At 53.4% G+C, this 14,328-nt stretch carries 11 protein-coding genes; 1 reads left to right on the forward strand and 10 read right to left on the reverse strand.

Annotation, left to right across the window (positions count from 1 at the left end; all coding sequences use genetic code 11):
* Positions 1–7: 7 nt before the first annotated feature.
* The 6 genes from SACSAC_RS18345 to SACSAC_RS18370 all read right to left on the reverse strand — a co-directional run bounded on the left by SACSAC_RS18345 (position 8) and on the right by SACSAC_RS18370 (position 9,788).
* Complete coding sequence (locus tag SACSAC_RS18345; protein ID WP_037289081.1) at positions 8–2,101, reverse strand: dipeptide ABC transporter ATP-binding protein; 2,094 nt, start codon at positions 2,099–2,101, stop codon at positions 8–10.
* A 47-nt stretch (positions 2,102–2,148) separates the two neighbouring features.
* Positions 2,149–3,066 (reverse strand): ABC transporter permease, encoded by a 918-nt coding sequence (locus tag SACSAC_RS18350; protein ID WP_037289083.1) that lies wholly within the window; start codon positions 3,064–3,066, stop codon positions 2,149–2,151.
* The gene (locus SACSAC_RS18355; RefSeq protein ID WP_037289085.1) at positions 3,063–3,998 is read right to left on the reverse strand and encodes an ABC transporter permease; all 936 of its coding nucleotides are present in this window, start codon (positions 3,996–3,998) and stop codon (positions 3,063–3,065) included. Before SACSAC_RS18355 ends, SACSAC_RS18350 begins: the two co-directional genes overlap by 4 nt.
* Positions 3,999–4,050: 52 nt before the next feature.
* Entirely contained in the window at positions 4,051–5,706 is a 1,656-nt protein-coding gene (locus SACSAC_RS18360; protein WP_037289087.1) for an ABC transporter substrate-binding protein, read from the reverse strand.
* 189 nt (positions 5,707–5,895) lie between these two features.
* Complete coding sequence (locus SACSAC_RS18365) at positions 5,896–7,263, reverse strand: LLM class flavin-dependent oxidoreductase (protein ID WP_037289089.1); 1,368 nt, start codon at positions 7,261–7,263, stop codon at positions 5,896–5,898.
* Between the two features lie 683 nt (positions 7,264–7,946).
* Positions 7,947–9,788 carry a UbiD family decarboxylase gene (locus SACSAC_RS18370; protein WP_037289091.1) on the reverse strand — a complete coding sequence of 614 codons (1,842 nt, stop codon included), beginning with the start codon at positions 9,786–9,788 and terminating at the stop codon, positions 7,947–7,949.
* Between the two features lie 361 nt (positions 9,789–10,149).
* Between SACSAC_RS18370 and SACSAC_RS18375 the strand changes: the two genes are divergently transcribed.
* Complete coding sequence (locus SACSAC_RS18375) at positions 10,150–11,031, forward strand: AraC family transcriptional regulator (protein ID WP_037289093.1); 882 nt, start codon at positions 10,150–10,152, stop codon at positions 11,029–11,031.
* Positions 11,032–11,092: 61 nt separating this feature from the next.
* On the opposite strand, the gene SACSAC_RS28065 is transcribed toward SACSAC_RS18375, so the two are convergent.
* From SACSAC_RS28065 to SACSAC_RS18390, 4 genes are all read right to left on the reverse strand, one after another.
* Complete coding sequence (locus SACSAC_RS28065) at positions 11,093–11,236, reverse strand: hypothetical protein (RefSeq protein ID WP_156951037.1); 144 nt, start codon at positions 11,234–11,236, stop codon at positions 11,093–11,095.
* A 189-nt stretch (positions 11,237–11,425) separates the two neighbouring features.
* Positions 11,426–12,067 carry a sugar O-acetyltransferase gene (locus SACSAC_RS18380; RefSeq protein WP_037289095.1) on the reverse strand — a complete coding sequence of 214 codons (642 nt, stop codon included), beginning with the start codon at positions 12,065–12,067 and terminating at the stop codon, positions 11,426–11,428.
* 93 nt (positions 12,068–12,160) lie between these two features.
* Positions 12,161–12,790 (reverse strand): DapH/DapD/GlmU-related protein, encoded by a 630-nt coding sequence (locus SACSAC_RS18385; RefSeq protein WP_037289097.1) that lies wholly within the window; start codon positions 12,788–12,790, stop codon positions 12,161–12,163.
* Between the two features lie 25 nt (positions 12,791–12,815).
* On the reverse strand, positions 12,816–14,195 hold the full coding sequence (locus tag SACSAC_RS18390; protein ID WP_037289099.1) for an MATE family efflux transporter: 1,380 nt from the start codon (positions 14,193–14,195) through the stop codon (positions 12,816–12,818).
* Positions 14,196–14,328: the final 133 nt, after the last annotated feature.

The following is a 14,328-nucleotide window of genomic DNA, read 5'->3' on the forward strand; positions in this document are numbered from 1 at the left end:
CAATCATTTACAACGGATAATGGCAAGCCGCCTCATGCTGAACGCCGATGGACGCAAATGCCGGTTCGACGTTGCGGCACAGATCGGTCGCCATCGGGCAACGGGTATGGAAACGGCAACCGGACGGCGGATTGGTCGGAGACGGAATCTCTCCTTGAACAGAGATGGATTCACGCGTCGCAGGCGACATCCCCGGAATCGAAGACAGCAAAGCTCGCGTGTAGGGATGCGCCGGGCGGCGGAATAATTCTTCGCTCGGCGCGGTCTCGACCAGCTTGCCCAGATACATCACGCCGATCCGATTGGAGATATGGCGAACGACTTGCAGGCCGTGCGCGATAAAGACCGAAGTCAATCCCAGCTGCCGCTGCAAATCCTGAAGCAAGTTCACGATCTGCGCTTGCACCGAGACATCGAGGGCGGATACGGCTTCGTCGGCTAAAATGAACTTGGGATTGACGGCGATCGCTCGGGCAATTCCGATCCGTTGCCGTTGTCCCCCCGAAAATTCATGCGGATAACGATTCTGCCAAGACGCTTTCAAGCCCACTTGTTCGAGCAGTTCACTTACCCGCTCACGCCGCTGGGCTTGATTGAGTTTGGTGTGCACGCCTAGCGGCTCAGCGATGATTTCGCCGATGCTCCAGCGCGGATCGACCGTGCCGTAAGGATCTTGATGAATAATTTGCAGATCGCGGCGCGATTCGCGCCAATGCGTCTTGTCTTTGATCGATAATTCGTCTCCGCGATACAACACGCGGCCGCTGGTTTGCGGTTCAAGCTGGAGCAACAAACGGCCGAGCGTGGACTTGCCGCTGCCCGACTCGCCGACAAGCCCGAAGGTCTCGCCTTCGGCAATCGACAGCGATACGCCGTCTACCGCGCGAAGATTGCGCTTGGCCCGCCCCCAACCGCCGCCGAGCGGATAATGCTTCTTCAGGTCTTCCGCTTCAAGGAGAGAAAGCGAATTCGAAAGATTGGCCGGATCGGCCGGAACTTCAAGGAGAGCCGCTGTCGCTTGTCGGGAAGCTACCGCATGAATCGCGGTCGACGGCGGCGCATCGGGTACCGGCGACAAATGCCGCGCAGGCGTTAATTCCGCATGGGTTGCAGCCACAACGGCAGCGGCTTCATCTGCGTGCCAGCAAGCAGCTAGTCGGTTATTTCCTTGATCGCTAAGCGGCGGAACCGACTCTCGGCACTTGTCCGTCGCAAAAGCACACCGCGGATGGAAGCGGCATCCTTCCGGCATCTCGGCCAGCCCCGGCGGCGAGCCTTCGATCGCACGTAACCGTTCGCCTCTCCGACTATCCAGCGTAGCAATCGAATTCAACAGACCAATGGTATACGGATGGCGCGGACTGCCGAGTACGTCGGCCGCCGGTCCCTGTTCGGCCACGCGCCCGGCATACAAGACGACAATTCGATCCGCCATCTGAGCCGCTACGCCCAGATCATGCGTAATCAACAAAATGGACATATTCAGACTGCTTTTCAACTCGTTCAGCAGTTCCAATATTTGCGCCTGAATCGTGACGTCGAGCGCGGTGGTCGGCTCGTCGGCGATCAACAGCTCAGGTCCTCCGGACAGCGCCATCGCGATCATCGCCCGTTGAAGCATACCGCCGGACAGTTCGCCCGGCACCTGCTTCATCCGCAGCTCCGGCTCGGGAATGCCGACGCGGCGCAGCAGCTCGACACCCTCTTTCCAGAACGTCGACCTTTTGCCGCGCCGGTGCGCTTGCATCGTCTCCACGATCTGGCTCCCGATCGTAAATACCGGATCGAACGCGGCCATCGGTTCCTGGAAGATCATCGCAACACGCCGCCCCCGCAGGTTGCGTACAACGCTTTGCGGCAGCGACTCAATTGCCGTATCGCCGAGACGAATACTGCCGCCTGCGATGCTTCCGTTCTCGTAATCGGTCAGGCGCATGATCGCTTTGGAAGCAATGGTCTTGCCGCTGCCCGATTCGCCAACGAGACAGACGGTCTCACCGGGTGCAATGTCGAATGAAATTTCCGATACCGCCGTTAGTATGCCCCTCGGCGTATGCACGTCGATCGTCAGGTCTTTGACTTCAAGCAGTGGCTGTGTCATGCTGCGAAATCTCCTTTCCATATCCCATTTTTACGATAGATTTAGGCTTACGCTCGCCCTTTTCGCTTCGGATCGACAGCATCCCGCCAGCGATCGCCGATCAGATTGATCGACAAAACGAACAATGTGATCGCTAAGCCGGGGAATGTGCAAATCCACCAAGCGACGGTCAAATAACCGCGGCCTTGCGACAACAGCGCTCCCCAATCGGGAATTTCTTTTAACACGCCCAACCCCAGGAAACTAAGTCCCGCTCCGGCCAGAATCGACGAACCGAGTCCCAATGTCGCCATCACGAGCAGCGGTGCAGCGGAATTGGGCAGAACATGCTTGATCAGGATAAAAGACGGCTTGGCTCCGATGGCGCGGGAAGCGAACACGTAGCCTCTTCCGCGGATTGCCATGATCTGCCCTCTCATCACCCGCGCATATCCCGGTACGGAAGAGATCGCGATTGCGAGCACGATATTGCGCAAGCCGGGTCCCAATGCCGCGGCGATCGTTAGTGCCAGCAAGATGCCCGGCACGGTCAGCAGCACGTCCATGATTCGCATGATGACAGTATCCAACTTACCGCCGACGTAACCGGCTACGGATCCAAGCGTTGCGCCGATCAACACACCCACAAAGACCGAGCTGGCTCCGATCAACAATGAATCCCTTGTCCCGTGCACAATCAGGCTAAATACGTCTCGGCCAAAATAGTCCGTCCCGAACAGATGGGCCGCCGAAGGTGCCTGCAAAATTGCGGCAGTGTTCATTTCCGTCGGCGAATACGGGGCGATCCAAGACGGGAACAATGCGCATAACACGAGGAACAGTATCGCGATTCCGGCCAAGCCGATCAGAATATCAGATGAAGCAAAACGCAGCCTTTTTCCGGACTTGGCCGTGGTTTCTGCTTGACTCAAGCCTGCCCGGCCCCGCCATGCACTGCGTCTTGCGGCTCCTGCCGAAGTCTTCATGTTCTCGCTCCTTTCCGTCTGATTCTCGGATCAATCGCCGCATACGACAAATCGACGAGAAGATTGATGCCTACATACACGATTGCGGTAAAAAAGACGATGCCCTGCACGACCGGAAGGTCTTTCGCCATAATCGCATCGGCCAGAATACGTCCAATGCCTTGGCGGGAAAAGACGGTTTCGATGATGACCGTTCCGGCCAACATGTCGCCGATCTGCATGCCGATCAACGTGATCGCCGGAATCAGCGCGTTGCGCAGCACATGTTTGATCTGGATCAAGCGCTCGCGCAAACCTTTGGCCCGAAGCGTCGTGACGAACGGCTCGTTCAGCACGTCGAGCATGCTGCCGCGAACCATCCGCACGATGGAACCCGCTCCGACAAAACCCAGCGCAAGCGCAGGCAGAATCAACGTTTTGAAACCGTCCGATCCCATTGCGGGCAGCCATTTGAGCTGCACCGAGAAAATGAGGATCAGCAGAATGCCCGACCAGAAGGTCGGCATCGAAATGCCGAACAATCCGACGATGCGAGCCAGCAGGTCGATGATGCCGCCTTTGCGTACGGCCGACAGCACGCCCAGCGTAACGCCGACGACGATCGCGACCAGCGCGCTGGCCGCCGTCAGCAGAAGCGTCGAAGGAACTTGATGCAGAATCTTCGGCAGGACCGGTTCGGAGCCGACGAGCGAGCGTCCGAAATCTCCGGTCAGCATATCGCCGAAGTACGCAAGCAGCCGTTCGTGGAACGGGCGGTTCAGCCCCAACTGCTCGCGCAGATTCTCGACTACTTCGGGACTCACGGTCGTCGGATCGACCATCGAGAGCACCGGATCGCCGGGCAGCAGGTAGAAAATGCAGAATACGAGCGCCAGCGATCCGACGATCACGAGCAGCGAGCTGAACAACCGGGAGCCGATAGCCTGGATCATTGCGATGTCCTCCTTTCGCTTCCTTTTTCGAATCGATTATGATTCTGTCGTATTATTTGCTCAAATACACGTCGTTGAAGATCGGATAGCCGAACGGATCGAAGGTCAAACCTTGCACCGATTTTGCAGCGGCAACCGTGTAAGGAAATACGTAGATCGGTAAAATGAGCGCTTGATCGCTGATGTACTGCTGGACTTTTTTATACAACTCCACCCGCTTGGCATCATCCTTCTCGACGCCCGCTTCTTCCAGCCACTTATCGACTTCGGGATCGGACAACCCGTTCAATGTGCGACGTTCGCCTTCTTTGGTCGAGTGGTAGAAAGCGGACAGCGAGTTCGGATCGGCATTGACCTGGCTGTTGCCGTACAGATCGTAATCCCAATTCTGGAATACGACGGTGGCGATATCCTGCGTGATTTCGACTTCCGTTTCGACGCCGATCGCTTTGAGCTGTTCGCGGATCATAGCGGCGATATCATTGCGTTTCTCGCGGTTCGGTGAACCGTCGACGTAGTGCAGAGTCAACCGTTGCCCGTCTTTTTCACGAATGCCGTCCGCGCCTTTCACCCAGCCCAGCTCATCCAGCAGCGCATTCGCTTTGTCCAGGTTCGGGGCGATTTTACCTTCCAGCGATTCGTCGTAACCGAGGATTCCCGGCGTCAACGACGACCAAGCGCGTTCGTAGGTGCCCAGGTACAGCGTTTTGACGATCGTATCGACATCAACGGCCAACTGCACGGCTTGACGGGCTTTCAGCTCGTCCCAAGGCTTTTTCTCAAGGTTGAAAAAGAGCGTGTACGGCAGGCCGATCGTGTTTGTTTTGAATAATTGAGCATTCGGGTCGCTTTCTAGAGCTACGATGTTTTGCGGCGGAACCGTCTCCGCGGCCAATACTTGTCCGCTTTGCACGCCGCCGATCCGCGTCGCTTCCTCCGGCACGATCTTGAACGTCAAATGGTCGAGATAAGCGGCTTTGGTATTTTTCGCTTCGCTGCTTCCCCATGCGTAATCCGGGTTGCGTTCCAGTTTAATTTCCGCATTTTCCGACCAGCTTACGAATTTGAACGGCCCGGTTCCGATCGGATTTTTACCGAAATCTTCGCCTTTTTCTTTGGCTGCCGTAGGCGACACGATGCTCAGCATGCCTTGGCTTAAGTTGCCGAGGAATGCCTGTGACGCAGTCTCCAGATTCAGCTTGATCGTGTACTCGTCAATGACTTCCGAAGACTTGTACGGGCGAAGCAACGCAAGCGCGTTGGCTGCTTTCGTCTCCGGGTAGATGATGCTGTCGAAATTGTATTTGACCGCTTCCGCGTTGAATGGCGTGCCGTCCTGGAACTTGACGCCTTCTTTCAACTTGAGCGTATAGCTCAGGCCGTCGTCCGACTGTTCCCATTCCGTCGCCAGCGAAGGGCCGAGCGATCCGTCCGCGTTGCGAACGAGCAGCGTGTCGTACAGTGCGCCGAATACCCGAACCGAGACGGCTAACCCGCTTCGGCGAGGATCGAGCGTATCCGGCGACGTGGCCAGTGCATATGTAAAATCTCCGCCTTGCACGGGTGCAGAAGCTGTCGCGGTATCGCTTCCCGACGCCGCTTGAGCCGTTGCTTCGCTGTTCGATGACGAGCCGCAGCCCGCCAACACCGTCGTTAATGCGAGCGCGAATGCTCCGAATGCGTAAGCAGGTTTGAATCTTCTTTTCATCGAAAAGCCCCCTTTTAATGGTTCGCTTCATCTTCAACCCCTCCGGGTAAGAAGATGAAGCACACCCGCGATAAGCGATAAGTTTTTAAGCAGTAAGTTTTAAAAGAAGGCCCGAAGCGATTACCCGCTCCGGCCTTAGTTATTACCTTAAGCATGGGCGTAACGAATTCGTATATTGTTGACGTTAGATTAGTTAGCCGTCGCGCTTTCGACCGGATTAGGAGTCGAAGCTTCTCCGCGACGCTGCGCCGTGTACCGGTTTTCCGGAATCGGCACGCCCAGGTTGCCGCGCAGCGTATCCGTTTCGTAATCCAGGCGGTACAGTCCCCGTTCTTGCAGAATCGGTACCACTTGATCGACGAAGTTGCGCAGTCCGCTCGGAATGTCGGTATGGATGATGAAACCGTCCGCGCCTTCGCCTTCGAACCATTCTTGGATACGATCCGCTACGTCTTCGGCCGTACCGATGAAGGTTGTTTTCGGCGTTGCCGAGCGAAGAGCGACTTGACGCAATGTCAGTCCTTGTTCTTTGGCATCGCGCTTGATTTTGTCCGTGCCGCTCTTGAACGCGTTGCTGCCAAGATCGCCAAGATCCGGGAATGCTTCGTCCAACGGGTATTGGGAGAAGTCGTGGTGATCGAAGAATCGACCGAGGTACTCCAGCGCTTTTTCGATCGTGACTAGCGAAGCGATCTCTTCGTAGCGGGCTTCGGCTTCTTCGCGGGTACGGCCCACGATCGGATTGATGCCCGGCAGAATCGCGACGTCTTGCGGCTGACGACCGTTGGCTACGGCGCGCTGCTTCACGTCTTTATAGAAGGCTTGCGCGTCTTCCAGATGCTCGTGTCCAGTGAATACGGCATCCGCAGAACGAGCCGCCAAGCTCTTGCCGTCTTCGGACGAACCCGCTTGGAACACGACCGGTTGTCCTTGCGGCGAGCGGTCGATATTCAGAGGACCTTCAACGGAGAAGTATTCGCCTTTGTGATCCAGACGGTGCAGCTTCTCGGGATCGAAGAAGACGCCCGATTCCTTGTCGCGTACGAACGCATCGTCTTCCCACGAATCCCACAGGCCGCGAACGACGTCCAGATGCTCTTCCGCGATCTTGTAACGATCGGCATGCGCCGGATGGTTACGGATATTGTGGTTGCGTGCCGTACCTTCAAGCGGGGAAGTAACGACGTTCCATCCTGCGCGGCCTCCGCTGATTTTGTCGAGCGACGCGAATTGACGGGCAACCGTGAAAGGTTCGCTATATGAGGTGGAGAGCGTGCCGACCAAGCCGATCTTGCTGGTTACGGCAGCGAGCGCGGACAAAATGGTCAGCGGCTCGAAGCGGTTCAGGAAGTGAGGAATCGACTTTTCGTTGATATACAAACCGTCGGCGATAAACACCAGATCGAACTTGCCTTCTTCTGCGGTCTGCGCCTGGCGTTTATAGAAATCGAAATTGACGCTGGCGTCGCTCAGGACTTCCGGATGTCTCCAACCTGTAACGCTTCCGCCTACTCCATGAATAATTGCACCGAATTTCAAGCTCCGTTTGTTCGTCATTCTCTCTCCGCCTCTCTTTTTCTCAAAATGAATTCTTTTAATTCCGATGGTTTTTGTATGCTTTCGGGTTGAGAAGAAGCTTACCACTCTCGCGGCGTAAGGGTCAATCGTTTGGTTTATAGACATTTTCTATACGCTTATAGAAGAAAATAATGTGACATTTTTGATTGCGGGAAACATATAGAAACAAGCTGTCGAGTGAGTTATGTTTACGGGGGAAGCGAGAAGACTGCGAGAGAAATTCGTTTCGGTCGCGTGTTGAACTCGGGAAAATGGATTTAAGTTTTATTTGTATTTTCCCGATTTCAAAGGCGATACCTAGCATAGGCTTCCGAAGTGCATTTCTTCGAAATGCTTCAGTTCCTTCACTGAATTTCTCTCTCCGTCTTCTCGCTTCCAGTTACGGTAGGCTTGGTCGGCACATTTGGCTTTCTGCGAAAGCTTGTAACTCGCTGAATTCTCCTTAATTTCTTCTATCTTGTGGCTAGGTCAGACTTTTTCGACACGTTAAGAAACCCGCTGTCTTCTATGAGCCGAGGCTTAGAAGACAGCGGGTTTCGGTTGGGTTGTTTCGATTAGCTTGCTTCATAGGAGCGGCAGTTCACTTCGTTTCGAAAAGGTTATTTCAATGGGCCTACTTCGGAAGATCGGCATCTTCTTTCGTTTCGAAAAAGCTGGTCATGTTATCGCTTCGCTCGCAGGATACCTAAGCTGCCGCTCGGAGCGAACAGGCGCTCGATGTGCGCGGTCACTTCCGGGTCCTGGATAAGCGGCGGAGCTTGGTGCGGTTTGGTGCGGGCGTCGATGATGACGTTGTCGCAACCCCAATGCTTGTGTTTGTAGCCTGCGCCGACGCCGTGGATATCGTGCGACGGGTTGCTGCGGGTGAAGCCTGCCCACAGGAAGTTGTCGAAGGAAGCGCCCATGAACTCGGTATCGTCGCAGAGGACGATCATCGGGCAATCTCGGAGCGGGCCTTGCGCTTCGATCGCTTTTGCGAGAGTTTCTATTTCGGATTCGACCGAATCATAGTCGGTGAAAGCCGGTGCCTGAAGCAGAGCTACGCCCGGCATTGCCATTACTGGATTGCTAAAGCCCTTAGGCAGATATTCCAATGCGGCGGGAACCTCAGTAGCCAACTTGCGGATCGGTTTGCCTACGGCGGCGAAAATCACTTTACTGCCGCTGTTCAGTCCCGTACCCGAGTAATCCAGCGTGTCGATTGTCGTATTGGTCTGGAAATGCAAGTCGCGCTGCAAATCGATTCGTTCCAGAATATGCGCGAACAGGGCTTGAATATCATGCGCATTCACCGGAACGTCGTCCTCGGCCGTAATGAACAGGTATTTGGCAAGGCTGAGCTGGCCCGTGCCCAAAATGCGGTTGGCAATAGTTAAGATTTCTGCGGGACGCTTCACCGGTTGGTACGGCGTGTAACGTTCGCTACCCACGGCCAACAGCAGCGGATGCACGCCTGCGGCATCTACCGCATGCACTTCTTTCACGCCCGGAATCTCCTGCTTAACCGCGCCGCCTGTCAGTTCGTGGATCAGCGCGCCGAACGCCGTATCTTCCTGAGGAGGACGGCCGACGACCGTGAACGGGTAAACGGCATTCTTTTTCGCATAGACTTTGTGTACTCGCATCATCGGGAATTCATGCACCAAGCTGTAATAGCCCAAGTGGTCGCCGAATGGCCCTTCCGGCTTGGTCTCGTCGGGATAAATTTCCCCCGTGATGACGAAATCGGCATCATGGCTCACGCAATAGCCGTCCACGTAGCTATAGCGGAAATGTCGGCCCGACAGCAAGCCCGCGAAGGTCAGCTCGCTCAGTCCTTCCGGCAGCGGCATGACGGCAGACAACGTATGCGCCGGAGGGCCGCCGATAAAGCAGCTGACTTTAAGCGGCTGTCCGCGTTTGGCGGCCTTCGACTGATGAACGCCGATTCCCCGGTGAATCTGGTAATGCACGCCGATTTCCCGGTCCTGCTCATAGTCGTTGCCGCTGAGCTGGATACGGTACATGCCCAGGTTGGCGTTCATCACGCCCGGCTTGTCGGGATCTTCGCTGTATACTTGCGGCAACGTGACGAACGCTCCGCCATCGTTCGGCCAGCTTTTGATCATCGGCAAATCAGAGATCCGGATTTCTTCGAAATCGGCCGGAAGGCCATTCTTTTTGATCGGCAGTGCTTTGCGCGCGGCAAAACCGGTTCCCGCGTAACGGTGCGGTTGCTTCAGTGCCTTCATTGGCTCGTTGCGCAGGCCGATAACTTCCTGCGTCGATTCCCAAGTATCGCGGAAGATGTATTTGCTGCGCTCAATCGTGCCGAACAAGTTGGAAACAGCACCATATTTCGAACCTTTCACGTTTTCGAAATACAAAGCAGGTCCGCCGGATTCGAACGCTCTCAGGTGGATGGCGGCCATCTCCAGATTGGGGTCGACCTCTTCCGTGATGCGGATCAAGTGTCCGGCGTTTTCGAGATCGGTGATACATTCTTGCATGCTGCGATATGTCATGGATATAAGGCTCCTATTCGGGGGATCATAATGGTTTTATTTTACCTCACCTCGGAGTGGGATGCCAAATTCTTGGTTGGGGGTGGTGAGAGACGCTGCGGGAAAAATTATAAGCCTACGCTTCCGAAGTACATTTCTTCGAAATGCTTCACAAGACGCTGTCTCGCGCAGAAAGCCTACGGCTTTCCGCGTTCAAAGGCGTCTTTCACTGAATTTCTTCCTCCGCCGGTACCTTGTCAACGCTATCAGTTTATATTTATATTAGTTCTTTATAAATATCGTGTAACCAATATTGCTTAAAAGCTATATTTTAATTAAAATAGTAGCAAAATCGTGTAGTTCGAAGGTGATTGTATTGAATATGAAACTTGAAGTTTTTTCAGATTTGTCCGAACGGTTGAATTACAATCTGCCGGACTTTCCTCTTTATGCGCGAAAAGGTTCGCTGCGTCACTTTGATCGTTACGCTGCCGCATACCATTGGCATCCGGACGTCGAATTCATTTTGATTCTGGATGGTTCCATGGAATATTTCGTTAACGGGCAAACGGTTCCCCTCTCGAAAGGCGAAGGGATCTTCGTGAATAGTAAACGGCTGCATTACGGCTTTTCTGCGGCACAGACAGATTGCACATTTCTGGTAATCGTGATTCATCCTTCATTACTCGGTGAAGGAACGCTTGCCGGGAAAACTTATTTTGAACAAAAATTCGGTTCTGCGACAGAGCATTTTTTACTGTTACAACCTGAGGTACCGTGGCAGCAAAAGGTGTTGGATTCGATCAAACAACTGTACGAACACATGCATGACGGCAGCGACAATCTGTTTCGTCGGATGTCTCAAGCGGCGAACTTATGTGCACTCGTATCCGACCATCTTCAGTCTGCGCCCGAGCAAGGCAATGACGAGCACGCTTGGATGCTGATCCGCGCCATGACTCGCCATATTCACCAGAATTATGAGGAAAAACTGACCATCGACGAGATTGCAGGCGCAGGCTCCGTATGCCGAAGCACCTGCTGTTCATTATTCAAAAAGCACTTGGGCCAAACGCCGAATAATTATTTGATTCAGTACCGGATTCAAAAAAGCTGCGAAATGCTCAAAGAAACGGAACGATCTATCGGAGAAATTGCCTTGGCCAGCGGTTTTCAGACGTCCAGTTATTTTTCGATGGTGTTTCGCAAGCACATGGGCTTTTCCCCGCAGCATTTCCGCCAAACGGTTGAAGCGGTCAAGTAACCCCCGATGTTCCCCTAACCTCAAAAAAGCGGGAACGAAAATCGTTTCCGCTTCACTTCCTTTATTCTTCTTCTTCGAATCGCTTCATGAATCTTTTTTCCTGAGTTTTGGCAATATGCTGAACGCGTTTGGAATACGATACTTTTTTGACGACCACATAAATCAAAATCAAAAGAACAGCCGCAATGACTAATTGCACAACCATAAATCCCCCTCCTAAAGCAATCAAATCGTCTATGTTCAGGATAGGGGATCGGCAATTTTGTTTCTTCCAAAATCGGTTATATGTTTATCAATATCGGACAAGAACCACAACCAGCACATTCGAATTTCGCATATTAAAAGGCTGCCCGATGCGCATACATGCGATCTGGACAGCCTTTTTCTGCTTTTGTCAGGCTTCAATAATTTCGCAATCGGCCAGAATATCCGGTTTATAACGCATGCTGTCTTCTTCCGTGATCGCGCGGATCGTCTTGCAAGGGACGCCCGCCGCGAACGAATGGGCAGGAATATCCCGGGTTACCACGCTTCCTGCCCCGATGACACAACCGTCTCCGATCGTAACGCCGCCGCAAATGGTCACGCCCGCCGATACCCATACATCATTTCCGATGACCACAGGTTTTGCGTAACAGAGCGAAGCCGGGTTGCCGTGCCGATCCAGCATCTGCCTGCGTTCCGAAGCGATAAAAGGATGCACCGGCGTGGCGATTGTTACGTTCGGACCGAAACTAACATTGCTGCCGATTGTTACTTTCGCATCGTCCTGTACGGTCAGATTATAGTTTGCGAAAAAATGTTCTCCGATCTCCGTATGAACGCCATAGTGGAAAAAGATCGGCCCCTGCATAAAAGATCCTTTTCCCAAACGGCCCAACAGCTGATCCAGCAATTCTGCTCTGATTTCCGTCTCGTCCTCGAAGGTCTGGCTGTACTGCTGACTCAGCTTGTGCGAACGCAGTTTGATGGCTTTAAGCTCAGGATTACCCGGCGAAAATAAAATACCTTGATGGATACGTTCTTGTTCCGTCATGATTGGCCTCCTTCAACCACAAATGGGCGGGCAGACGCAACAACGTGTCTATCCGCGGTTCATTTGTTAACGATTACATTCTTAGTCTACCCGTTACCACTCCACCTCGTCAAAACGTTGATCCTTGTAATAATATTCCCGATCCCGATCCGTAATTTCGCGCAGAACACGACACGGATTGCCTGCCGCTACGACATTTGCCGGCACGTTTTTGGTCACTACGCTTCCGGCACCGATCACGCTGCCCGCTCCGATCGTGACGCCCGGCAAAATGATAGCGCCGCTACCTATCCATGCGCCGTCCTCAATCACCACCGGGAGCGCGTACATGCCGCCTTCTTTACGTTTTTCCGGATGCACCGGATGGGCGGTGACCGCGATCGTTACATTCGGACCAAACATGACGTCGTTGCCGATCGTAACTTTATAATCGTCAACAATCGTCAAATTGAAATTCATATACACGCGGCTTCCGACTGTCGTATTGGAGCCGTAAGCCATACGAAGCGGGGGTTCCATCCAGACATGCTCGCCGATTTTGCCAAAAAGCTGCTTCATTAACGCTGCGCGCTCCTCCAAGCGATCAGGATGCAGATTGTTGATCTCGTAACATAACGTTTTGCCGCGTTGTCTGGCTTGGGCTAGCGATTCGGCTTCTTCGGGATAGTTATCGTCATGATCGGTAAACAATTGGCGTGCCGCCATTCTTTCTTGAATATTCATCGAATCGTGCTCCTTTTTAAGAAGATTAGGATGGTTTTTGTTTAAAATCGCGAGTCAAATTGTTCAACCATTTATGCTGACGGTATCGCAGGATCGCCGCCGGGAGCTTGACGAATTCGTCCATGCTAATTACGGCATACAGAACAAGCGGCGGAACCGACCAGACAAAAGCACAAACATAACTAAGCGGGAGCACGATGCCCCACATCACGATCGTGTCGCACCAAAATCCGAATTTGGAATCGCCGCCCGCAGGAAACAGTCCGGCGATCGTGACCGCGTTCAATGATTTGGCGATACAATAAACGGCGCATATATTGAGCATGCCGTGCAGATACTGTTCGGCCGCCGGGTTCAAACGAACCAGAGAAAACACCGGAATTTTCATCGCCAGCACCGTCAAAGCCGCCATAATACCGAAAAATAACGAGTACATGACAAGTCGCCGACCGATCTGTTTTGCTTGTGCGATTTCTCCGCTACCCAAATATTTGCCGATCAATACCGCTCCCCCGCTGGCAATGCCTCCGCATAATACGACGGCCAGATTTTTGACGACGGATGCGACCGAGTTGGCGGCGACCATATCCGCGCTCACATGTCCGATCACCGCGGCAGTCGCCGTCAAAGCTCCTCCCCATACGATATAATTGCCTTGAACAGGGAGGGTATAACGCAGAAAGTCCCGTAAAAGCTTACGCTGTACACGATCCCGTGTCGGCAGTTTTAATCGAATAGGACCACGGGCTGCCGAGTGAACGATACAGCAGATCAATTCGACGACGCGCGCGAACACGGTAGCCGAAGCGACTCCGACAACGGCCTGCTCAGGCTGCCCCGGGAACAAGACGAAGATGAACAATGCGTTCAACGCGATATTGAGCAGCAAGCAGGCGGAACTGATCCATGCGCTCAGTTTGGCCTTTTCCATGCTTCTCATGATGCCCAAATACATCTGCGAAATTCCCATAGCCAAGTAAGAAAAAGCCAAAGGCCGCAAGAATAAGATGCCGTATCGAATCAGTTCGGGATCATTCGTGAAAAATCGCATCAACGCTTCAGGAAACGCGGCAGACACGATAAAAAACACGACAGAAATACCCAACGAAAACGATCCGGCCAAGCTCAGCAACCACTGGATCGTCGACAAGTCTTTTTTGCCCCAGTATTGCGCGGCCAAAATGCTGGCTCCCGTCGACAGTCCCATATAAAACAAAGTCAGCATAAAGGTGATTTGTCCGGCCAAAGAAACAGCGGACATCGCAATCTGACTGACGAATCCCAGCATCAAAACGTCAGCGGAAATAACCAGCGCCGAGACGAGATTTTGCGCGGCAATCGGCAAGACAAGCGAAAATAATTCACGGTTAAACGATTTTTGCGAAGAAGCGATCCGATTCGACAATAATGATCCTGCTCCTTTCCGATTTCGGTAGGCTTGCCCTAAATATAGAGGTTCGATCCGGCAAGCGGCTACCAAAATCGGATATGCTCTTAGCAAAATCGTGCACGCTTTTTATTCGGTCCAAAGAACCAAT

Origin of the sequence: Saccharibacillus sacchari DSM 19268 (genome assembly GCF_000585395.1) — a bacterium.
GTDB lineage: Bacteria > Bacillota > Bacilli > Paenibacillales > Paenibacillaceae > Saccharibacillus > Saccharibacillus sacchari.

Excerpts from the sequence above, each read along its gene's own strand:
- SACSAC_RS18345 (WP_037289081.1), bottom strand. The coding sequence starts at position 2,101 with ATGACACAGCCACTGCTTGAAGTCAAAGACCTGACGATCGACGTGCAT.
- SACSAC_RS18350 (WP_037289083.1), bottom strand. The coding sequence starts at position 3,066 with ATGAAGACTTCGGCAGGAGCCGCAAGACGCAGTGCATGGCGGGGCCGG.
- SACSAC_RS18355 (WP_037289085.1), bottom strand. The coding sequence starts at position 3,998 with ATGATCCAGGCTATCGGCTCCCGGTTGTTCAGCTCGCTGCTCGTGATC.
- SACSAC_RS18360 (WP_037289087.1), bottom strand. The coding sequence starts at position 5,706 with ATGAAAAGAAGATTCAAACCTGCTTACGCATTCGGAGCATTCGCGCTC.
- SACSAC_RS18365 (WP_037289089.1), bottom strand. The coding sequence starts at position 7,263 with ATGACGAACAAACGGAGCTTGAAATTCGGTGCAATTATTCATGGAGTA.
- SACSAC_RS18370 (WP_037289091.1), bottom strand. The coding sequence starts at position 9,788 with ATGACATATCGCAGCATGCAAGAATGTATCACCGATCTCGAAAACGCC.
- SACSAC_RS18375 (WP_037289093.1), top strand. The coding sequence starts at position 10,150 with ATGAAACTTGAAGTTTTTTCAGATTTGTCCGAACGGTTGAATTACAAT.
- SACSAC_RS28065 (WP_156951037.1), bottom strand. The coding sequence starts at position 11,236 with ATGGTTGTGCAATTAGTCATTGCGGCTGTTCTTTTGATTTTGATTTAT.
- SACSAC_RS18380 (WP_037289095.1), bottom strand. The coding sequence starts at position 12,067 with ATGACGGAACAAGAACGTATCCATCAAGGTATTTTATTTTCGCCGGGT.
- SACSAC_RS18385 (WP_037289097.1), bottom strand. The coding sequence starts at position 12,790 with ATGAATATTCAAGAAAGAATGGCGGCACGCCAATTGTTTACCGATCAT.